The organism is Gammaproteobacteria bacterium, assembly GCA_015709615.1.
GTDB lineage: Bacteria > Pseudomonadota > Gammaproteobacteria > Burkholderiales > Nitrosomonadaceae > Nitrosomonas.
The window spans coordinates 2786147-2807109 of record CP054179.1; the positions used below are offsets into that span (position 1 = coordinate 2786147).

At 52.0% G+C, this 20963-nt stretch carries 25 protein-coding genes; 21 read left to right on the plus strand and 4 right to left on the minus strand.

What is annotated here, in order from left to right; all coding sequences use genetic code 11:
- Position 1: 1 nt before the first annotated feature.
- Positions 2 to 466, minus strand: a complete 465-nt coding sequence (gene trmL, locus HRU77_13260; GenBank protein ID QOJ21561.1) for a tRNA (uridine(34)/cytosine(34)/5-carboxymethylaminomethyluridine(34)-2'-O)-methyltransferase TrmL — start codon at positions 464 to 466, stop codon at positions 2 to 4.
- A 25-nt stretch (positions 467 to 491) separates the two neighbouring features.
- Positions 492 to 1169: a ComF family protein gene (locus HRU77_13265; GenBank protein QOJ21562.1), complete on the minus strand. Its 678-nt coding sequence runs from the start codon at positions 1167 to 1169 to the stop codon at positions 492 to 494.
- Positions 1170 to 1300: 131 nt separating this feature from the next.
- Here HRU77_13265 and bioB point away from each other — a divergent pair, with 131 nt between their 5' ends.
- The 14 genes from bioB to HRU77_13335 all read left to right on the plus strand — a co-directional run bounded on the left by bioB (position 1301) and on the right by HRU77_13335 (position 11277).
- The gene (gene bioB / locus HRU77_13270; protein ID QOJ21563.1) at positions 1301 to 2308 is read left to right on the plus strand and encodes a biotin synthase BioB; all 1008 of its coding nucleotides are present in this window, start codon (positions 1301 to 1303) and stop codon (positions 2306 to 2308) included.
- Positions 2309 to 3475, plus strand: a complete 1167-nt coding sequence (gene bioF / locus HRU77_13275) for an 8-amino-7-oxononanoate synthase (GenBank protein ID QOJ21564.1) — start codon at positions 2309 to 2311, stop codon at positions 3473 to 3475.
- Complete coding sequence (gene bioH / locus HRU77_13280; GenBank protein ID QOJ21565.1) at positions 3472 to 4242, plus strand: pimeloyl-ACP methyl ester esterase BioH; 771 nt, start codon at positions 3472 to 3474, stop codon at positions 4240 to 4242. The genes bioF and bioH overlap by 4 nt, the downstream gene beginning before the upstream one ends.
- Positions 4220 to 5098: a malonyl-ACP O-methyltransferase BioC gene (gene bioC, locus HRU77_13285; GenBank protein ID QOJ21566.1), complete on the plus strand. Its 879-nt coding sequence runs from the start codon at positions 4220 to 4222 to the stop codon at positions 5096 to 5098. The genes bioH and bioC overlap by 23 nt, the downstream gene beginning before the upstream one ends.
- A 1-nt stretch (position 5099) precedes the next feature.
- Positions 5100 to 5780 (plus strand): dethiobiotin synthase, encoded by a 681-nt coding sequence (gene bioD, locus HRU77_13290; protein QOJ21567.1) that lies wholly within the window; start codon positions 5100 to 5102, stop codon positions 5778 to 5780.
- 276 nt (positions 5781 to 6056) lie between these two features.
- Positions 6057 to 6620, plus strand: a complete 564-nt coding sequence (locus HRU77_13295) for a PEP-CTERM sorting domain-containing protein (GenBank protein QOJ21568.1) — start codon at positions 6057 to 6059, stop codon at positions 6618 to 6620.
- Between the two features lie 76 nt (positions 6621 to 6696).
- A complete protein-coding gene (locus HRU77_13300) occupies positions 6697 to 6993 on the plus strand; it encodes a DUF3175 domain-containing protein (GenBank protein QOJ21569.1) in 297 nt (98 codons plus the stop codon).
- A 102-nt stretch (positions 6994 to 7095) separates the two neighbouring features.
- On the plus strand, positions 7096 to 7734 hold the full coding sequence (locus tag HRU77_13305) for a hypothetical protein (GenBank protein ID QOJ21570.1): 639 nt from the start codon (positions 7096 to 7098) through the stop codon (positions 7732 to 7734).
- 213 nt (positions 7735 to 7947) lie between these two features.
- Complete coding sequence (locus HRU77_13310) at positions 7948 to 8649, plus strand: PEP-CTERM sorting domain-containing protein (GenBank protein ID QOJ21571.1); 702 nt, start codon at positions 7948 to 7950, stop codon at positions 8647 to 8649.
- Positions 8650 to 8913: 264 nt separating this feature from the next.
- A complete protein-coding gene (locus HRU77_13315; protein ID QOJ21572.1) occupies positions 8914 to 9495 on the plus strand; it encodes a hypothetical protein in 582 nt (193 codons plus the stop codon).
- A gap of 99 nt (positions 9496 to 9594) precedes the next feature.
- Complete coding sequence (locus HRU77_13320; GenBank protein QOJ21573.1) at positions 9595 to 9807, plus strand: DUF4177 domain-containing protein; 213 nt, start codon at positions 9595 to 9597, stop codon at positions 9805 to 9807.
- A 19-nt stretch (positions 9808 to 9826) separates the two neighbouring features.
- Positions 9827 to 10222, plus strand: a complete 396-nt coding sequence (locus HRU77_13325; protein QOJ21574.1) for a TM2 domain-containing protein — start codon at positions 9827 to 9829, stop codon at positions 10220 to 10222.
- 77 nt (positions 10223 to 10299) lie between these two features.
- Positions 10300 to 10812, plus strand: coding sequence for a PEP-CTERM sorting domain-containing protein (locus HRU77_13330; GenBank protein ID QOJ21575.1), 513 nt, complete (start codon positions 10300 to 10302; stop codon positions 10810 to 10812).
- Positions 10813 to 10827: 15 nt separating this feature from the next.
- Positions 10828 to 11277, plus strand: a complete 450-nt coding sequence (locus HRU77_13335) for a hypothetical protein (protein QOJ21576.1) — start codon at positions 10828 to 10830, stop codon at positions 11275 to 11277.
- Positions 11278 to 11300: 23 nt separating this feature from the next.
- On the opposite strand, the gene HRU77_13340 is transcribed toward HRU77_13335, so the two are convergent.
- Positions 11301 to 12539 carry an HDOD domain-containing protein gene (locus tag HRU77_13340; protein ID QOJ21577.1) on the minus strand — a complete coding sequence of 413 codons (1239 nt, stop codon included), beginning with the start codon at positions 12537 to 12539 and terminating at the stop codon, positions 11301 to 11303.
- A 369-nt stretch (positions 12540 to 12908) separates the two neighbouring features.
- Between HRU77_13340 and HRU77_13345 the strand changes: the two genes are divergently transcribed.
- Positions 12909 to 13832 carry a CPBP family intramembrane metalloprotease gene (locus HRU77_13345; protein ID QOJ21578.1) on the plus strand — a complete coding sequence of 308 codons (924 nt, stop codon included), beginning with the start codon at positions 12909 to 12911 and terminating at the stop codon, positions 13830 to 13832.
- Between the two features lie 8 nt (positions 13833 to 13840).
- Here the strand turns inward: HRU77_13345 and pip are convergent, their stop codons facing one another.
- Positions 13841 to 14803, minus strand: coding sequence for a prolyl aminopeptidase (pip, locus tag HRU77_13350; GenBank protein QOJ21579.1), 963 nt, complete (start codon positions 14801 to 14803; stop codon positions 13841 to 13843).
- 297 nt (positions 14804 to 15100) lie between these two features.
- Here pip and HRU77_13355 point away from each other — a divergent pair, with 297 nt between their 5' ends.
- From HRU77_13355 to HRU77_13380, 6 genes are read left to right on the plus strand one after another with little or no spacing between them, the layout of a single operon-like run.
- Complete coding sequence (locus HRU77_13355) at positions 15101 to 15358, plus strand: hypothetical protein (GenBank protein ID QOJ21580.1); 258 nt, start codon at positions 15101 to 15103, stop codon at positions 15356 to 15358.
- Entirely contained in the window at positions 15351 to 16520 is a 1170-nt protein-coding gene (locus tag HRU77_13360; GenBank protein ID QOJ21581.1) for a patatin-like phospholipase family protein, read from the plus strand. The genes HRU77_13355 and HRU77_13360 overlap by 8 nt, the downstream gene beginning before the upstream one ends.
- Positions 16521 to 16574: 54 nt before the next feature.
- A complete protein-coding gene (locus tag HRU77_13365; GenBank protein ID QOJ21582.1) occupies positions 16575 to 17294 on the plus strand; it encodes a TerC family protein in 720 nt (239 codons plus the stop codon).
- Positions 17295 to 17322: 28 nt separating this feature from the next.
- A complete protein-coding gene (locus HRU77_13370; protein QOJ21583.1) occupies positions 17323 to 17748 on the plus strand; it encodes a universal stress protein in 426 nt (141 codons plus the stop codon).
- A 21-nt stretch (positions 17749 to 17769) separates the two neighbouring features.
- The gene (locus HRU77_13375; GenBank protein ID QOJ21584.1) at positions 17770 to 18534 is read left to right on the plus strand and encodes a 3',5'-cyclic-nucleotide phosphodiesterase; all 765 of its coding nucleotides are present in this window, start codon (positions 17770 to 17772) and stop codon (positions 18532 to 18534) included.
- A gap of 11 nt (positions 18535 to 18545) precedes the next feature.
- Positions 18546 to 20924, plus strand: coding sequence for a GspE/PulE family protein (locus tag HRU77_13380; protein QOJ21585.1), 2379 nt, complete (start codon positions 18546 to 18548; stop codon positions 20922 to 20924).
- Positions 20925 to 20963 lie beyond the last annotated feature (39 nt).

The following is a 20963-nucleotide window of genomic DNA, read 5'->3' on the forward strand; positions in this document are numbered from 1 at the left end:
GCTATTGTCCAGATGGAAATCCCATTTGCCGCCATGCTTCATAAACCACGACGGCAACGGCATTGGATAGATTCAAACTGCGGCTGGTTGCCACCATCGGCACCCGGAGACGGTGCGGTTCCGGAAAAGTCTCCATGAGATGAGCAGGCAGGCCGCAGCTCTCCGAGCCAAACAGAAACACATCTCCCTCGGCGTACGCCACCTGGTCGTAACGCTGTTTTCCTTTCGTTGTGATCGCAAACAGGCGGCGTCCTTGCAGGCTCTGATGGCACGCCGCCCAGTTCTCATGCACTTGAATGGAAGTAAATTCATGGTAATCCAGACCGGCGCGGATTAGTTGTTTATCCTGCAGCGGAAAACCGAGCGGCTTGACCAAATGAAGCTGTGTGCCGGTATTGGCGCACAGGCGGATGATGTTGCCCGTGTTGGGCGGAATTTCCGGTTGATGCAAGACGATATGAAACATGCGGTGATTTAAAAAGTATAAGGGCCTATGGATGGATTTCCGGCAGGGTTCTGGCGATAACCCAGTTGCTGATTTCAGTAGCACCCCGGCGGCGCAATACTTGCGCCAATTCATTAAGTGTCGCGCCAGTGGTCATGACGTCGTCGACGATCGCAACATGTTTGCCGGATACATCTATTCTACAACTAAAAGCCCGGCGGATATTTTTCTGCCGCTCTTTCCACGGCAATCCGGTTTGCGGCAAGGTATGCTTGATGCGGCTGCAACCGTCCGGCAGCAAGGCAATACCCGTTTGTTTCGCGATCGTGCGGCCGATTTCCATCGCCTGATTGAATCCGCGCTCGCGTAGCCGGATCGGATGCAGCGGCATCGGTACGATGACATCGGGCATCGTTTCCATTGTTTTCAGCCGGGCGATGAAAAGATTGGCAAGAACCGGTGCGATAGCCAGATTGGTTTGATATTTTAACGCATGGATCAGCGCGTCGGCAGGAAAGGTATAACGCAGTGCCGCCAGCGTGCGTGTGAATGCCGGCGGTTTCTTCAGGCAGTTACCGCAGATTTCGTTGGTCGGTACCGGCCACAGGCAAACAGGACAATGACTGGCAGGCAGTTGCGGCAAATCGCGGTAACAGGCTGGACAAAAATCCCCGCCGGCGATTGCACCACACAGCAAGCAGCTTTTCTGAGTTCGGGTAGGCATCGTATTTAATCCATTGCGTAAAAATCGTCGGTGGTAAAATAAGCGGCACTGACACCATTCTTGATCATCGAAGGCTATCGGCAAACGGCGCGATCGCTATAGCAATTAAACTGAACAATAGGTAAATGAATATGAACTGGGATGCACCAACAAACAGCGAAATACAAAACGAACTGAGAAGTAAAACCGGAAAATCGCAAGATGCAGCAGTTTGGAGCGTAGCGGACATTGAAGCGTTGTTGAATGCACCGTTTAACGACCTGCTTTTCCAAGCGCAAACGGTGCATCGCCAATATCACGATGCCAACGGTGTGCAGTTATCGACGCTGATTTCGGTCAAAACCGGCGGCTGTCCCGAGGATTGCGGTTATTGTCCGCAAGCCGCGCGTTATCACACCGGTGTCGAAAATCAGGACATGTTGTCGCTGAACGAGGTAGTCACTGCCGCCTCGGCAGCCAAGGCCAAAGGCGCTTCGCGATTCTGTATGGGGGCGGCATGGCGTGGCCCGAAACAGCGCGACATCGAAAAAATGACCGAGATGGTGCGTGCGGTCAAATCGCTCGGCATGGAAACCTGTGCCACCCTGGGTTTGTTGAAACCGGGCCAGGCGCAGCAGCTCGGCGAAGCCGGTCTGGATTACTACAATCACAATCTTGATACGGCACCCGAATATTATGAAGAAATCATTACCACGCGGCAGTATCAGGATCGTCTGAATACGTTGCAGGAAGTGCGTGACGCCGGCATCAACGTGTGCTGCGGCGGTATCGTCGGCATGGGCGAAACACGCCGTTCGCGCGCCGGACTGATCGCACAACTGGCGAACCTCAATCCCTACCCGGAATCGGTGCCGATCAATCACCTGGTGCAGGTCAAAGGCACACCACTGTATGGCACTGAAGAACTGGATCCGCTCGAATTCGTGCGCACCATCGCCGCAGCGAGGATCACCATGCCGAAAGCCATGGTGCGGCTATCCGCGGGCCGTCAGGAAATGTCCGATGCGGTACAGGCGCTGTGTTTTCTCGCTGGGGCCAATTCAATTTTCTACGGCGACAAGTTGTTGACTACATCGAATCCGGAAACCGATCGCGACCGGGTGCTGCTGGATAAGCTGGGATTACGCGCATTGTCGTAAATGTTTTCCGGTCTGACCGAGCAACTGCGCAACCGTGAACAGCAGGGGTTGCGGCGAGTAAGGCAAGTCGTCGACAGCCCGCAGGCGAGCCATATTGCGGTCGGCGGGCAGGATTATCTGGCGTTCAGCAGCAACGATTATCTCGGACTGGCCAATCATTCGGCATTGATTCAAGCGGTGTGCGAAGGCGCGCGGCGCTACGGCGTCGGCGCCGGTGCGTCGCACCTGGTCAATGGACATTCGGCGGCTCATCATCAGTTCGAAGAAGCGGCGGCGGCATTCACCGGTTTTCCGCAAGCGCTGTTGTTTTCCACCGGTTACATGGCGAATACCGGTGTGGTGACTGCGCTGGCCGGGCGTGACGATGCCGTTTTTGCCGACAAACTCAATCATGCGTCGCTGAACGATGCGGCGCTGTTATCGCGCGCTAAGTTCATCCGTTATCCGCATCTCAATCTAGTGGTGCTGGAGAAGCGGCTGGCGGCGACTGAGGCGCGGTGCAAGCTGGTGATTTCCGATGCGGTCTTCAGTATGGAAGGCGACATTGCGCCGATTGCGCAACTGATCGCTTTATGCGAACGCTATGATGCGCTGCTGTTGCTTGACGATGCGCATGGTTTCGGCGTGCTCGGGCGGCAAGGACGCGGCAGCTTGCATACGACGCCGGAGCTTGCCGCACATTCGCCGCGTGTGGTGTATATGGCCACGCTCGGCAAGGCGGCCGGGGTGTTCGGCGCGTTTGTCGCGGCGCAACCGGAGGTGATCGAAACTTTAATTCAGTCGGCGCGCAGTTATATTTATACCACCGCCACACCAGCGGCTTTGTCGCACGCATTGCTGACAAGTTTACAGCTGATCGAACAGGACGAATGGCGGCGCGAGGCATTGGCGCAGCATATTGCACAACTGAAACAAGGTTTGCAGTCATTGCCGTGGAAACCGTTGCCATCGAACACGCCAATTCAGCCGCTGCTGATCGGCGATAGCGCTGAAGCCGTGCGCATCAGCCAGGGATTGCGCGAACGCGGCATACTGGTTCCGGCGATCCGTCCACCGACCGTACCGCAAGGGACGGCGCGCTTGCGTATTTCATTGTCCGCTGCGCATCAACCGCAAGACATCGTACGATTGATCGATGCTTTGAATGAATTGGCGGCTCAATCATGACCGCACTGCATATTGAAACGTCCGGGCAGGGTCCCGATCTCGTGCTGCTACACGGTTGGGCGATGCACAGTGGTATCTGGGGCAGCGTACGCGATGCGCTGGCGCAACATTTCCGTTTGTATCTGGTCGATCTGCCCGGGCACGGTTTGAGTCCGGCGTGCGAGCCGGGAACGCTCGAACATCTGACCGAGATCATCGCCGCTATCCTGCCGGAACGTTGCCTGCTCGGCGGTTGGTCGCTAGGCGGGCAGATTGCGATGCAATTGGCATTGCGCCAGCCGGAGCGAATTGAGAAATTGATTTTGATTTCGACCACGCCCTGTTTTGCCTGGCAAAACGATTGGCCATCCGGTATGGATCGCAAATTGCTGCAACTGTTTCTAGAGAATCTGAAACTGAATTACGCCACGACGATCAACCGCTTCCTAACACTGCAAATGAGCGGTGATCGCGATGCGGGCAAAATTCTGTCACAACTGCGCAAAAGTTTTTTTCAGCGCGCCGAGCCCGATCCGGCAGCGCTGGAGAAAGGATTGAAGATATTACAGCACAGCGATTTGCGCGACTGTGTCGGTGATATCCGTCAACCGGTTTTGATCATGCATGGTGACAATGACGTGATTACACACCCGGCGGCAGCTGGCTGGATGCACCAGCAATTGCCGCAGTCGCAATATGTGAAGTTTGAACACTGCGGCCATGCGCCGTTTTTATCGTACCCCGAACAATTTGTAGCACATCTTAATGATTTCAGAACAAATTCTTGACAAGAAACAACTGCGCGCCTCGTTTGAACGCGCCGCCAGCAGCTATGACCAGGCGGCGGTGTTGCAGCGCGAGATCAGCAACCGCATGCTGGCGCGCCTGGAATATATCAAATACCAGCCGGATGTGATTCTCGATGCCGGCAGCGGCACCGGTTACGGCACGCAGCAATTGGCTAAACGCTATCCACAAAGCCGTTTGATCGCATTCGATATCGCCTGGACGATGCTCACGCACGCGCGCCCGAACACCGCTTGGTGGCAACGTTTGCTGCCGTTGCAGCAGCGCGGTGACTACGTATGCGGCGATATCGAGCAACTGCCGTTCAAGAACGAAAGCGTCGGTCTGATCTGGTCGAACCTTGCGCTGCAATGGTGCAACGACCTGGATCGCACCTTTGCTGAAATGCATCGCATACTGCGCGCCGACGGGCTACTGATGTTCAGCACCTTCGGTCCGGATACGCTGAAGGAATTGCGCCAGTCGTTCGCGCATATCGACGGCTACCAGCACGTCAACCGCTTCGTCGACATGCACGACATCGGCGATCTGCTGCTGAACAACCGTTTTTCCACCCCGGTGATGGATATGGAATACATCACGCTGACGTACGACGACGTGATCGGCGTTATGCGCGATCTCAAAGCCATCGGCGCGCATAACGTGACGCAGGGGCGGCGGCAGGGGTTGATGGGTAAGCGTCAGTGGCGGCAGGCACTCGATGCCTATGAAACCCTGCGCCGCGACGGCAAGCTGCCAGCCACATTTGAAGTGGTGTACGGACATGCCTGGAAACCTTTCGACCCGCGTTCGATTCTGACGCCGGAAACCCGGCGGCAATTGGGGCTGCCGCCTTAATATGGCGCAAGGCTACTTCGTTACCGGCACCGATACCGGCGCCGGTAAAACTACCGTCAGTTGCGCGCTGTTACGGGCTTTTGCCGCGCAAGGCAAAAAGGTTGTGGGCATGAAGCCGGTAGTGGCCGGTAGTGAAAACGGCCGCTGGCACGATGTCGAGCAACTGATCGCCGCCAGCAACATCAGCGCCGCGCGCCAACACGTCAACCCCTACGCTTTCGATCCCCCGGTCTCACCGCATATCGCCGCGCAACAAGCCGGTGTCGACATCGATCTTGCCGTCATTCAACACGCTTACCAAGCGCTCAGCAGTCAGGCGGATATCGTCATCGTCGAAGGCGCAGGCGGTTTCCTGGTGCCGTTCAATGCGCAGCAAACCGGCGCCGATCTGGCGCGCGCGTTAAATCTTCCGGTGATTTTGGTGGTCGGTATGCGCCTCGGTTGTCTGAATCACGCCTTGCTGACCGCGCAAGCGATCCGCGCTGCCGGTTTGCCGTTGGCGGGTTGGGTGGCGAATGGTATCGATCAGCAGATGCGGGTGCTGGAAGAAAATATTGCGATGTTGAAGCAGCGGCTGGAGGGGCCGTTGCTGGGAGTAAATCCGTTTACCGATGGAACGGAAAGTCAACAACCGTCCGGTTTGCTGAATATCCTCAAGCTAGAGGCAAATAATTGCTTGTAAAACAATATTCTAATCGGCACTTGATTCAATCGGAAAAACGGAGAATACTTGACAACCGCTTGCAAACGGTTCGATAAGTTTTGATCGTTTCGTTGCAGTGGGAGTATAAAGCCGATGACGCTTACTATCTGCTTTAGCAGGCGCGCATTGGGAGCAAAACAGATGAAGTGTCTTATTATTTTCAGATGTTTTGCTCATGCTCTGAATTTGAGTGCCAATGTTGTTGCCGCTGGCTTCTAAATTGGCTCGATCGATAATAAAAAAAGGAACAATACTATGTTACATACGCTTACTCATACAGTTGTACGTCTAGCCGCTGCTTTGATGATTACCGGGGGCGTCAGCTTGTCGGCTTATGCATTCCCAATTGCTGCGCCTGGTACAGAAGGACTTAAAGTATTTGCCACGGGCGGGGAAATCATCGCAACCTATGAAGGAAACTCGGCTGCATTCAGCAACGATCTATACCTGGGTTCTACTTTTATTTTTAATAACCACACCACACCGGTCGGCACTTCAGTAAGTTTAGGGACTTTCGCCGCAGGAACTGAGTTGCTGTTTCGTATGCATGTCAACAATACCGGCGATGACTTCTTTACCGGACCGGACAGTCTGAATCCCGACGGTCACGAGCACGCCCGGGTACAATCCGACTGGCTTCCGCATACAACGCTGGTCAGCTTCGAAGATCTTTATAACGGACCATTTGACTACAACGATTTAAGTTTCTCATTCACCAACACGGTAGCTGCTGTGCCTGAGCCGGAAACCTATGCCATGTTACTGGCAGGATTGGGGTTGATAGGCTATTTTGCGCGTCGCAGGAAACAAAATAGCTAGAATAACAAACTGATCTAATTGAGATAGCCCCGTTAAAGTAACGGGGTTATTTTTTAATGACACTGCAAAATGGTTTATGTCTCAAAATACCCCGCAAAACTGGTCCCGCCATGTCACCGAAACCAGCGACGCTCTCGATCTCGAGCCCGGTGTTTTTACTTGGAACGATCCGTATGAAATCGCATTGTCGTTGAAGCATTCCGCCGATAGTAGCGAGCGGCGCAAGGCGGAGCCGTTTGTGTCGGCGATGTCGATGCTGAATTTTTACATCAACCGGGCGGGGAAGCATTTGTCTGCGCAGCAGCGCGAGGTGCTGGAAAAGACCAAGGATGAGCTGCGCGCATTGTATGGAAAGCCGCGCCACGGTGGCTAATTTACTGCTCCTGCGGCGGTCGCGTAGCTTTTTTTGATTCAGCCTGTCACAATCTGCAATTTCTTTTCGCCATCATTTGTTAATCCGTTCATCTTTTTGCCTATGAGTTACCTCGATTTAACCGACCATCAATTGAATCCCATCAGTCATTGGGAGCGGCCGCTGGATACGGCGAGCATCCCGCTGGCACGCGATCTGGCGCTATTCGATCAGAACGGTTACGACCTGACCGATCTCGAACAGCGCTATGCCGAAGCCAACGGGACGCAAGCACATTCGCACCGGGAGCACCATCATGCATTGAAAGCGCCGTGGTTCACGCAACCGGACCGGGTCGAAGGCGCGGTGCTGAATCACAGTTTGCTGTTTGAGCGCAAAGGGTATGCCGGGGAAGCGTTGCAACAATTGCAGCACTGGGCGAAAGCCAATCCGCTGATCTACAAGATCATCCGCATCCGTCCGAAATGGGGACTCGATTTTAGCATCGACTACGCCGACCGCGGCGGCAATGTATTCGAAGTGCTGCACTGGGAATACGACGGTTTCGACTACGCCGAAGTCGAAGACCGCAAGCAGGAACTGGAACCGAGATTCGCCGCCATCGACTGGGACGATGCCGCCGCCAGCATCTTGAAACAAAAAGACCAATGGCACCATCTCGACTTCTTCGCGCAAAGCGACTGGAAGTGTAGCTACTTCGGCATCGTCAAGGAACGCTTCAAAATGGTGATTTGGGAGTAGAAGCCTGTTGAGTCGGCGATGAAAGATTGCCGGCGTTGTAATGACGCGTTCTTGTTAATTCAGAGTCGATAATGACACCCCCAAAAATAGTACAACTCGCCTATAAAAAAAGTAGAACCGCTCTATGGTTCCCAAATATAATGCAAGGTACTATTTTCTTATGGGATAGTTCTATTAATCATTACTTAATGACGTAACTCGCCGGAGGGCATCATGACAAAAAAAATCAAATTGGCAAGTGCAGTTGTAGGTTTACTAGGGTTGGCGGTATTGCCGTCGGTTGCATCGGCTGGTTTAAGCGATCATAGTTTTGCTTGGACGCACGGCATCGGCAGCGCGCAATTGGTGCTGAACGGTAGTACGACTTTAACGGCGACCAACCGCGGTTGGGTTGATGAATTTGGTGTTAACAATTTCGGCAGCGCGACAGGAAACTATATCGTAGGGACTTGCGGTTCGTCCGATTCGTGCAGTGGAAGCGACACGTTCGCAAATAACTACTTTGCATTCGATCTTCATGGAATTACCGGCGCTACCAGCGCGGTGTTGAATTTGTATCAACCGGCAGTCGGCGAGAATGGCGGCGCGGATGGCGGTTTTCTGAGCCAATCGGCTGCATTGGTGTATACCTTGTTCGATGTTTCGGGTAACCCTTTAACCGATTCCGGTCTTGGAATTTTTGGTGATCTGGCATCCGGTGTTTCTTACGCTTCGATTGCGATTGGTTCATCGAGCAATGGCAATATCGTATCGATTCCACTGAACGCAGCAGCTGTTTCTGCAATCAATGGCACAGACACTTTCTTTATCGGCGGCACAATCAGTCCGGTGCCTGAACCTGCCACTTACGGCATGTTGTTAGCTGGTTTGGGATTGCTGGGATTCACGGTTCGCCGTAGAAATCAGGCAGCTTAATTTTCAATCGGATGCTGCTGGAGAAGTCTGGTGGCATCCATCAAGGTATCTGCATCACATCAGGTATATTTCAAACCGGCCGTTGACCAATGACCCAGTCAGCCGCAACCGCAAAAAACACTGATCGAATAGCCAGAAATGGCTAATTCTTTTTGCTTTTATTGAAGAAAAAGTTCCGCCAAGGATATTTTTATCCGGACTGAACTAATCGAAAACAATGCACTCATACATCGCTTTCGATTTTTCAAAGCCGAGCAAGAAGAAATGTTCTACAAAGAGGCTCTTAGTCTTATCGCCATCGTGATCACGTTTGCTGCGTTCATTCCCTACATCCGGGAAATTTTCCGTGGATCGGTCAAGCCGCATATTTTTTCCTGGGTGATTTGGGGTGCGACCACGCTGCTGATTTTTCTGGCGCAACTGGAAGACAATGGCGGAGCGGGTACGTGGCCGATCGGGGTGTCAGCGACCATCACGATATTCATCGCTTATCTGGCCTACACGAAGCGCGCGGACGTGACTATTACGCGCACCGACTGGTTGTTTTTTGCTACGGCACTGTTGTCGCTGCCGCTGTGGTACTGGACATCCGATCCGCTGTGGGCGGTGGTGTTGCTGACCGCGATCGATGTCGCCGGATTTGGTCCGACGGTCCGAAAAGCGTATCAATTTCCGTATTCGGAATCTTTGCTGTTTTTCGCCTTGTTTACGTTGCGCAATGTGCTGGTGATGCTGGCGCTGGAGAATCTTTCCGTGACTACGCTGTTGTTCCCGGCTGTGATGCTGGTGATTTGCGTATTCATGATTACCATGATCGCTTATCGCAGACGGGTTGTGGTAGCGTAATACGCTGCGCATTGGAATCCGCCGCGCAACACCGGTCACCCCGGTTGCGCTAAACTGCGCCGTTGATTGAAACAATCCCACATTTAAAGAGGAGCGGCAATGGCTTATAAGGAGTACAAAGTGCTGTACGTGACGGAAGGCGGATTGGGGACGATTATTCTGGGCGCTTCCGGAATTCCGGTCAAACGCCTGGAAGCGACGCTCAATAAGGAAGCGGCGGATGGCTGGACATTGGTGTTTCAGTTTGTTGAGCAGAAGCGGTTTTTATTGTTCTGGAGGCGGGAAGCGGTGATCATCACGCTGGCGCGCTGAACTCTAAAACGGGTGGCACATGAGCATCGCGAGGAAAAGCAAGGAAACCATCCAGGAGGATGAGGAGCGCATCAGAAGATGGGTGCGCGAATTGCCGGACGATAAGCGGTTGCAATTTTTCCAACAAACCGAACAAGCGCTGAAAGATCCAGATACGTATGCGGTGCTGAATTATTTGTTCATTGCCGGACTGCATCATTTTTATCTGGGAAAATGGCTGCGCGGCTGCATTAATCTGAGTGTTTTTATTACCGGTGCGGTTTTATTGTTCACCAATCTCACCGGTATCGGTTTGCTGCTGCTGATTGGAGTCACCGTGATCGAACTGAAGGATTTGTTTTATTCGCAGCTCGTGGTTCAGGATTACAATAACGGCGTGATGGAAAAAATTTACCACAGCCTGACCGGAAACTGAGCAAACCGGAGCCGAATTGTGTTTCCGCACATTTCAGCCGGGCATTTAAAAATAACCACCTCATTGTCGAGCACATTATGCACAAATGGCTGCGTTTAATCTTATCCGGGTTGGTTCTGGTGCCGTTGCTCGTATCCGTTTCTAGTGCCAATGCCGAGAAACTGTGGAATTGGCATTATGCGGGCAGCAAAATATCGGCCAGCGGAACATTTTCGACTACCGAGACCGCGGATGATCAGGGTTATTATCAAATTCTCAGTATTGCCGGGCATCGCAATGGCGAACGCATCACCGGTCTGCATCCGACCGGCAAATGGATTCCTGGGAACGAGCCGTTTACGCTGGACAATTTAGTCCGTATCGATGCACAAGGACAGATCACACCGAAGGGATTCGGTTTCGCCACAGCCTCGGGCAACTACATCAATACTTTTTACGCCAGTTTCCTAGCCACGCCGGTGTACATGGAAGTGTTTGTCACGCCAACCACTTATAGCGAACTGCCAGTCAAATTTACTGCCACACCGTTTACCGAGCCGGAAATCACGCTGGATACGCCGGCCGGTGAGCCGGGAAAAATGGATGATTAAGGAATTCCGCAGCGCATGAAAAAACTATTTTTACTCGTACTAACCATACTGCTGATCGCATGTGCAACACCGGTTCACAACGATTTTGAGGGGCAGCGGAAGAAATGGCGGGAAGCGGATATCACGCACTACCGTTTTGAGTTGAACTTGATTTGTTTCTGCCCGTTCCGCCATCGCATGCCGTTGCAGATCGAAGTGCTGAACGGGCAGGCTGTCGTGATGAAAGATAATGCCGGCCACCCAATCATGGCAGCGGACAGCGACTATCGGCATTTTTCCCGTTACGCGACGTTCGACCATTTATTTGCCGAGCTGCAATCGAATTTAAGCGGCAAGGCGGATAAGGTCGTGGCCGCTTATCATCCGGGCTACGGCTTTCCAACCCGGATCACCGTCGATCGCATCATAGGTGCCGCGGACGATGAACTGAGTCTGACGGTCTCCGCGTTTGAGCGGCTGCCTTAGTCGCAAGACTGATCCGGGTCGTTCTAGTTAGGGATGTCGCCGGTCTGATTGGCCCAGCCGCTGGCTTGTATTTTGATACCGGTGAATTCATCCAGACTCAAGAAACCGAGACCGGCCAGGATAGATTGAACCGCGGCATGGTCGCCTCGCTCGTCTGCCTCCAGCAACTTGAGCGCCTGGCCCAATCGCCCCTCGCGCGTCATCAAAGCCTGGCACATATCGTCGGAAATACCCAGTTTGTTGACGATCTGCCGCATGTCGATACCCAATAATTCGTCCAGCAGCGACAAGATGCCGACGATAAAAGCCCGTTCCTGGTGATTTTTATCGTGCGGGCGCTCGGCGGCGGCGATCAATTCCATCATCTTGCCGCGCTCCACCGCGCTTTGCATGCGCAGATCGGGCATGCCGTCTTCAGTTGAACCGGAAGTGTACAGCAGCAGTTGTATCCATTTCTGCAATTGCTCGCGCCCCATCAATGTGATCGCATGCTTGATCGAGTTGATTTTGTGCGGCAGATCGCCAGCCACGGAGTTGACCATGCGCATCAGGTGATAGCTCAAGCCGGGCTGGCGCTTGAATTCCTTTTCGATGGCTTCGTGGTCGTGATTGTCCGTTACCAAAGTCAACAACTTCAACAGCGACGGTTTGCCCGGATCGGCGCGTTTGACCGACATTACTTCCGGTTTTGCGAAATAGTAACCCTGAAACATCTGGAATCCCAGTTGCTTGCAGCGCATTTCCTGTTCCCGGCTCTCTACTTTCAGCGCCAGCAGCAAAACCGGCCAGCGTTTCAACGCAGCGACCACTTTTTCCAGCTCGTCCGTTTCGAGCGCCAGTACGTCGACTTTCACGACGCTGACGATCGGCAGTAATTGCTCGATTTTGCTGTCGATCGCGACGATATTATCCAACGCGAATTGATAGCCTTTTTGTTTCAAATCGTTGCACTGCTGCAGAAATTTGGCCGTGATTTGTTCCGGCACACGGACTTCCAACACCACATGCCTGCTGGGCAGCAAACTAATGATGCCGCTCATGATCAAGTCGAGATCGGCGTTGATGAAACCGCGCTGTTGCCCGAGCACATTCTGAATGCCGAAACGGCCATAAGCGTTGACGATCACGTTGGCCGACGCGGATAAATCGTCGGTGACTTTGGCTGCTTCCTGGGTTTCCTCCTGACGGAACAGCAACTCGTACGCGACTAAGTTCTGATTGCGATCCAGAATGGGTTGCCGGCCAAGAAAATAACTTTCCATTGATTCCTCCGCGTTGATCGTTGGGTGCAACTGCTTGTTCGGGTAAATGAAGTTGGAATATACGGTAGGGAGACGACCACCTAAAGCGTGAATAAACGGGGTTTTCCGTTCAGCAGGAGATTTTGTTAAGGAAACGCTGATTAATTCGGCGAACGAGATGAAGCGATAGGTGCATGGAACGCAGCAGCCGAGACATATCGGCAAGATAGAAGAGGGCGCGGGTACCGCGCAACGAAGCGATTCGTTCGTGCAGCCAATTAATCAGCGTTTCCTTAAGAATTCTGCGCTGCATGTAGTACATTACGCTATTTCAAATAAGATTTCTTGTGCTCTTCCATCCTCATCTGCTGAGTATTTTTCCATTGATCGATGTTAAAGATTATTCTTTCTGATTGGCAAGATCGCGTTGTGGCGATGGACAAAGGGATGCTGTTATTTTGCATCCTGTGGGCGGGTATTCTGATTACGCTGAATTACACGCTGAATATTGAAAGCGGCGTCATTCGAGGGTTGGATTCGCGCTTTAGCCAGTGCGCCGCGTTGTTTCTGGTTTATTGCTGTGCGTTTGTGGTTCCGTATGGGTTTGTTGCGCTAGCGCGCAAACAATTGATCACACCGGCACCGATGTTTTTGGTTTTGCTGCTGATCGCACCGGCTTTGTTCGCGGTGAAAGCGACTGTCGCCAGTCCGCTGGAGAATCGGATCGAGGGTGTGTGGGGGGATTATTGGACGATCGTCACGGCGCTGCCGTTTAAATTGCTGGTCGTGCTGGTGCCGTTGATTGTGTTACAGCAGTGGTTTCCAGAGCAACCGTGCTTTTGGGGTCTGACGGTGCGTAATGTGCGCTGGCGGCCGTACGGTTTGATGCTGTTGATCATGGTGCCGCTGATTGCGTATGCCGGGACGCAGCCGGATTTTCTCACGGCGTATCCGCGCTTAAAGCAGATCGCTTTCATCGCGCCGCACACGGAGCATTTCGGCTGGTTTCAGTTGTTGTACGAGGTCAGTTACGGCATCGATTTTGTCACGATTGAACTGTTCTTCCGCGGTTTCCTGATTTTTGCGTTTGCCCGCTATGCCGGACCGGCGGCGATTTTGCCGATGGCGGTTTTTTATTGCAGCATCCATTTCGGTAAACCGCTGCTCGAGTGCATTTCTTCCTTCTTCGGCGGGTTGATTTTGGGTGTTGTCGCGTATCAAACCCGCTCCATCGCCGGAGGTCTGGCGGTGCATCTGGGCATCGCGTGGATGATGGAGGTCAGCGCTTATGCCGGGAATGTAAGGAGCGGATAGATTGCGCGTTACGGCTTGCGGGTTTTGAAGCGATCGGTGGCGCGGATCAGCGCGGCTTGTATGCCCGGTTCCCACGCAGAATGCCCGGCGTCGTCGATGATGATGTATTCCGCTTGCGGCCAGGCGTGATGCAGATCGTCCGCGCTGACGATAGGGCAGACGGCGTCGTAGCGGCCTTGCACGATGGTGGCGGGAATGTTGTGCAGCTTGTGCGCGTTATCCAGCAACGAATTGTCCGGCAAGAAGATATTGTGCATGAAGTAATGTGCTTCCATGCGCGCCAGCCCGAGCGCCACGGTGTCGCTGGCGAAATAGTTGACCGTGGCCGGATTCGGCAGCAAGGTCGAACACGAGCCTTCGTAGGTGCTCCAGGTACGCGCGGCGGGCATGTGAATGGCTGGATCAGGATTCATCAAGCGCTGATAATAGGCGGACAGAATGTCCGTGCGCTCTGCCTCTGAAAGCGGTGCAACCAATTCTCGCCAGGCTTCCGGGAAAAGATTGCGTAGTCCGTACAGAAACCAGTCGATTTCTTGTTTGCGGCACAGGAAAATGCCGCGCAGGATAAAGCCCAGGCAGCGTTCCGGATGCGCCTCGCCGTATGCCAACGCCAGCGTACTGCCCCACGAGCCGCCGAATACCAGCCAGCGTTCGATATCCAGATGCTGGCGCAATGTTTCCAAGTCGCTGATCAAGTGCGGGGTTGTGTTGTCGCGAGTCTCGCCCAGCGGGGTGGAGCGCCCCGCGCCCCTTTGATCGTATACCACGATGCGGTAATATGCCGGATCGAAGAAGCGCCGGTGCGCCGGTGTCGATCCTGCGCCGGGGCCGCCATGGATAAATACCACCGGTGTGCCGGATGGATTGCCGGATTCCTCCCAGTACATAGTGTGAATGTTATCCAAGGCTAGTGCGCCTTGCCGATTGGGTTGGATTTCAGGATAAAGTGCAGCGGGTGAATGATGGTTCATGATATGAGTATAAATGCCGATAATTAATTAGGAAAACATTGTAATAGTTGCCTGCGCAAGCGATCCGCTGTGTTAGGTGGTGCTCGAAAAATTGCCTATCACGATGATAAGTCTCATTTTCTACGCTCCATTCGCCTTGTATTTCAGCGTACCTGCCCAATTATTCAGCGTTCCCTAGGTTTAAGAAAGACGGAAAAACGTGGCAAACATCACAGAGTTCAAATCTTAAATCGATTATAGTTCTTGCTATAGTGCTCGACAGGTTGTTTACTGTATCAATGTCAAAAGGAATATCATATGCCTAATACTATCCTGAGAGAACAAGAAGTTTCCATGTTGCGCGAGGAAATGGAAATATTGATGAAGGAGCGTCAATGCCTGCTGGATGCCACTGGTGCAGCGGCAGTATTTGTGGCCAAGCTGGACAGTTCGATATTGCCGAATTCGGTTTGCCAGGCGGCGAAAATGTTGTCCAGTTCGTTGAATAACTTACCAGAAGAAACCTTAAAGGATGCGCTGGAGAGGGTGAAGTCGGAATTTGCAGTTCGTGCATGAGAAAAAGAAGGAACTAATCACACCCAAGGTTGGGCTTGTTCTGACCGGCGGAGGAGCGCGCGCGGCTTATCAAGTCGGCGTGTTGCGAGCAATCGCCGAGTTATTGCCGGACAAGACCCGTAACCCGTTTCCGATCATTTGCGGTACTTCAGCCGGCGCTATCAACGCCGCCAGTATCGCGGTTTCAGCCAATAATTTTGCCGAGGGTGTCGAACGGCTTGAGGCTGTCTGGTCAAATTTTCATGTTGACCATATTTACCGCTCTGATCTGCTCGGCGTTATTCATAACACGCTGCGCTGCTTGCTTTCCTTGGTATCGAGCGAGTACGGTCAGCATAATCCGATTTCGTTGCTGGATAATTGTCCGCTGGAAGCCTTGCTCAGAAGCCGTTTTTCTTTTCGCGCCATTCAGCACTGTATCCGTTCCGGCTCGCTACACGCATTGGGACTCACTGCGTGGGGATATACTTCGGGACAGTCGGTTACTTTTTATCAAGCGGCGCGAGAAGTGCTGCCGTGGAAGCGAGCACAACGATTGGGTATTCCGGCTGAAATCGGCGTGGAACATTTGATGGCTTCGTCAGCGATACCGTTTATCTTTCCCGCTGTCAAATTAAACCGGGAATATTTCGGCGACGGCTCCATGCGTCAATTGGCGCCTATTAGCCCGGCGCTTCATCTGGGCGCCGAAAAATTGTTGATTATCGGCGTGCGTAAACCTGTAACCGACGAGCCGAGACGCATGAGTGCATCGGGTTATCCGCCTTTTGCGCAGATTGCCGGCCATGCGTTGAACAGCATTTTTGTGGATAGCCTGGATGTCGATTTGGAACGTTTGCTGCGGATCAATGAGACGTTGAAACTGATTCCGCCCGAAGCGCTTAAAGCCAAAAATGTACCGCTGCGTCCGGTCGAATCGATGATGATCGCGCCCAGTGAGGGAATCAACGAGATTGCACAAAAATATGCGTATACATTGCCGTGGATCATGCGTTATTTGTACCGTGCGATTGGCGCGATGGGCCCGAACGGCTCGACATTGCTCAGCTATGTGCTGTTTGAGGTACCCTTCTGCCGCGATTTGATCGAGCTGGGTTATAACGATACGTTGCAGCAAAAAGATGAACTCTTGAAGTTTCTCGAAGTTGAACAGCAGGAATAGCACATTCCTTTGTCATATTCTTATCAGTTGGAAATTTTTGTCAGGAACAAATAAATGGCTTTTGATAGTCCGCAATTCTGGATTGCAGTTTTACAAATCATCGCGATTGATATCGTGCTCGGCGGCGACAATGCCGTTGTGATCGCGCTGGCTTGCCGGCGTTTGCCCGAACAACAGCGTAAGCTGGGTATTTTTTGGGGAGTTTTCGGCGCCATCGCGCTGCGTGTGGTGATGATCTTTTTCGCTTTGAGTCTGCTGACCATGCCTTATCTCAAGATTATCGGTGCCGCGTTATTGGTGTGGATTGGTATTAAATTGCTGCAACCCGAAGCGGAAGGCGCGCATGAGATCGATGCCAGCACGACGTTGATCGGCGCGATCAAGACGATCATTGTGGCGGATGCGGTGATGAGCCTGGACAATGTCATCGCCATCGCCGGCGCTGCCAAGGATGACATCGGTTTGGTGATTTTCGGTTTGATCGTCAGCGTGCCGATCATTGTTTGGGGTAGTCAAATGGTGTTGAAAGTCATGGATCGTTATCCGGTGACGATTGCGATCGGTGCCGGATTACTGGGATGGATCGCCGGGGATATGGCGGTTACCGATGTGGTTACCAAGGATTGGGTCAGCACGCAAGCGAAGTATCTCCAGTGGGTTGCACCGGTTTCGGTTGCCTTGCTGGTGATCGTTGCGGGTAAAGCGCTGGCTGCGCGGAGGCCCGCCAAGACTGAGCCGTTGGAAGATTTGGCTAATGACAAACCGAAGCATTAGATTTACATAAAATATTGAGAGATCGATCATGCTGAAAATTTTATTACCTGTCGATGGTTCTGAATATGCCAATAAAGCGGTAACCGGCTTCATTGCTTTGCTGGACTGGTATAAGGAAAAGCCGGAACTGCATTTGTTGAATGTGCAGTATTCGCTGCGTGGCAATGTGTCATTGTTCATTAACCAGGCGGATATCAAGCAGTATCATCAGGAGGAAGGGCTGAAAGAGTTGCAAAACACACGCGCTTTGCTCGATCAAGCGGGGGTTGTTTATCAATATCACATTGTGGTGGGCGATCCGGCCGAAATGATTGTCCGGTTCGCAAGTGAGAAGCAATTTGACCAGATTGTCATGGGACCGCGCGGAGCGGGCGGTATTCAAGGTTTGTTGCTGGGATCGGTCACCAGCAAAGTGATGCAACTGGCGACAACTCCGGTATTATTGATTAAGTAATGAATTTCCGGAGCGAATCTTTTGAAGCTCAGGATCTTGGGATGTAGCGGAGGGATAGGGAGCGGCGAACAAACCACGGCCATGCTGCTGGACGACGATGTGCTGATCGATGCGGGCACGGGCGTGGGTAATTTGAGTTTGTCCGAAATGATCAAGATAGATCATATTTTAGTCACGCATGCACACTTGGATCATGTTGCATTCATTCCGTTTCTGGTTGATACCGTCGGTTCCATACGTAACAACCCGATAACGATATACGCCATCCAACCTACATTGGATACATTGCGGGAACATCTGTTTAACTGGCACCTCTGGCCGGATTTTACAAAAATTCCCAATGACAATTCCCCTTATATGCGGTACCAAGCATTGTCGCTGGGGGATACTTTTTTTCTTGACGGACGTGCGATTACACCATTGCCGGCCCACCATACCGTTCCCACCGTTGGTTTTCAGTTGGACTCTGGATCTGACAGTCTTGTTTTTTCCGGTGATACGACCACTCATGATGCCTTCTGGATGGCCGTTAATAGGATTGCAAATCTGAAGTATCTGATCATCGAATCCGCTTTCTGTAACCAGAAGAGAGATATCGCGATCAGATCACGGCATTTTTGCCCCAGCTTGCTGGCGGAAGAATTAGTGAAATTGGAGCGGAATGCGGAAATATTCATTACGCACATGAAACCGGGTGAAGCCGATGTCATCATGGATGAGATACATCAGTGCCTGGGGCAATATAATCCGCGCCGGCTTGAGAACAATCAATTATTCGAATTTTAGGAAGCAATGCCATGAGTACAATTGCAACGATACAACCACAAACAGATAGTGCGGGCGGCACAAGTGAATCGGCTTTTTCCAAGCATCTACAGATTGTTGTCAATAAGATTCAAGCAGCCAGCGATGTGGATGAGATCGCGCTGGAAGTTAGTAAGGATATCTGTACGTTACTCAATGCGGACCGGTTTACCATTTATTCGCTGAGTGACGACAAATCTTTTTTTGTCTCAAGGGTTAAAACCGGATTTGATTCTTTCCAGGAGCTGAAACTGCCGCTAACGGAAAACAGTATTATCGGATGTGCTGCCTTGCAAAAGAAAATTATCAATATTGCGGATGTTTACGATAAGAGCGAGTTAAAAAAATATAATCCGTTGCTGGTTTTTTCCAATGAAGTGGACAAACGCACCGGTTATCGCACCAAACAGATGCTGGCGGTGCCGATCCTGAGTACTGACAGCCGCGAGTTGATCGGTATGGTTCAGGTGATTAATAACAGGCGTAATGAACCGTTCACAACCGCAACTGTAGAGAGTGTGGGAGAAATTTGCCGTGCGCTCGCGATGGCGCTTAGGCAGCGTCAGAAACCCGCCCAACTGCTGAAATCAAAATATGATTATCTGATTTTCGATGCGCTGATCTCCGCCGCGGAATTGGAACTGGCCACCCGTTCGGCGCGTAAAAAGGGTTGTGATGTGGAAGATGTATTGATTGAAGAATTTCAGATCAGTTTACCGCTCATCGGTAAAGCGCTAGCTTCATTTTTTCAGGTTAAATACGAGCCTTTCAAGGCCGACCGGATTAAACCAATCGATTTGCTCAGAAATTTAAAAAAAGATTATGTCGAAAGTAATTCCTTGCTGCCGATTGATGATACCAAAGACGGCCTGGTAATACTGACGCTCGATCCCGAGCGGATTAAGTCGCAGCGCATTGCCCATACCATTTTTCCCAAGCATAAAATTATTTACGCGGTTACCACGCAGCATGAATTTAATGCGACGATCGAACAATTCTATGGCGGCGGCACGGATGAGATCGGTACGGGCGATATCAATGAGATGCTGACCAATCTGGGTGTGGAAGACGCTGAAGAGGCAGGCGCCGAGATAGAAGAATCTTCGGCTGCTACCGACAACGAGCTGGTCAAGCTCGTCAATAAGATCATCATCGATGCCTATAAGATGGGTGTGTCGGATATCCATATCGAGCCTTATTCAGGCAAAGAGAAAACCAAGATCCGCTTCCGCAAGGATGGTTCGTTGATGCCTTATATCGAGATTCCGGCGGGCTATCGCAATCCCTTGGTGACACGGATCAAGATCATGTGCGATATGGATATTTCCGAGAAACGCAAGCCGCAGGACGGTAAGATTAAATTCCGGAAGTTTGCGCCATTGGACATCGAATTGCGCGTTGCAACCCTGCCCTCGGCGGGTGGCGTGGAAGATGTCGTGATGCGTATTCTGGCGGCCGGCGAGCCGATTCCGCTGGATAAGATGGGGTTTACTCAGCATAACCTGGAAGAGTTGAAAAAGATTATTAGCAAACCTTACGGGCTGTTTTTTGTGTGCGGGCCGACAGGTTCAGGTAAAACCACGACGCTGCATTCGGTTTTGAAATACCTCAATCGTGACGACACCAAGATTTGGACAGCGGAAGATCCGGTCGAGATTACGCAAAAAGGCTTGCGTCAGGTACAAATCAATGTCAAAGCGGGATTGACTTTCCCAGTCATCATGCGGTCTTTCTTGCGGGCAGACCCGGATATCATCATGGTCGGCGAGATGCGTGACAAGGAAACCACCAGCATCGGCATTGAAGCTTCACTGACCGGTCACTTGGTTTTGGCGACATTGCACACCAACAGCGCACCTGAATCGGTCATTCGCTTGCTGGATATGGGCATGGATCCGTTCAATTTTTCCGATGCGCTGCTGGGTGTATTGGCACAGCGGCTGGCCAAACGATTGTGCAAATGTAAGCAACCGTATATTGCCGATGAGGGTGAGATTCAAGCGTTATTAATGGAATATTGCGGGGAATTGAAAAATATTGACCGGTTTAGGGCCAATCCGGAAGCTGCTTATCAAGAGATTCGGCAGCAATGGATCAAGCAATACGGCGATGAAAGCGGCCAGATTACCTTGTATAAAGCTGCCGGTTGCGATGATTGCGTCGGTACCGGCTATTCAGGCCGGGTGGGATTGCATGAGTTGATGACGGCGACCGATGCGCTGAAGAAGAATGTTCAGGAGCGCGCCCGTGTCGCGGATATGCTGGTGACGGCATTGGGCGATGGCATGCGAACGTTGAAGCAGGATGGGATCGAAAAGGTGTTACAAGGAATTACCGATATTCATCAAGTACGGGTGGTGTGTATCAAGTAAGCAATGTGACAAAAATTGTCACTTTCTGACGTGGTAAGC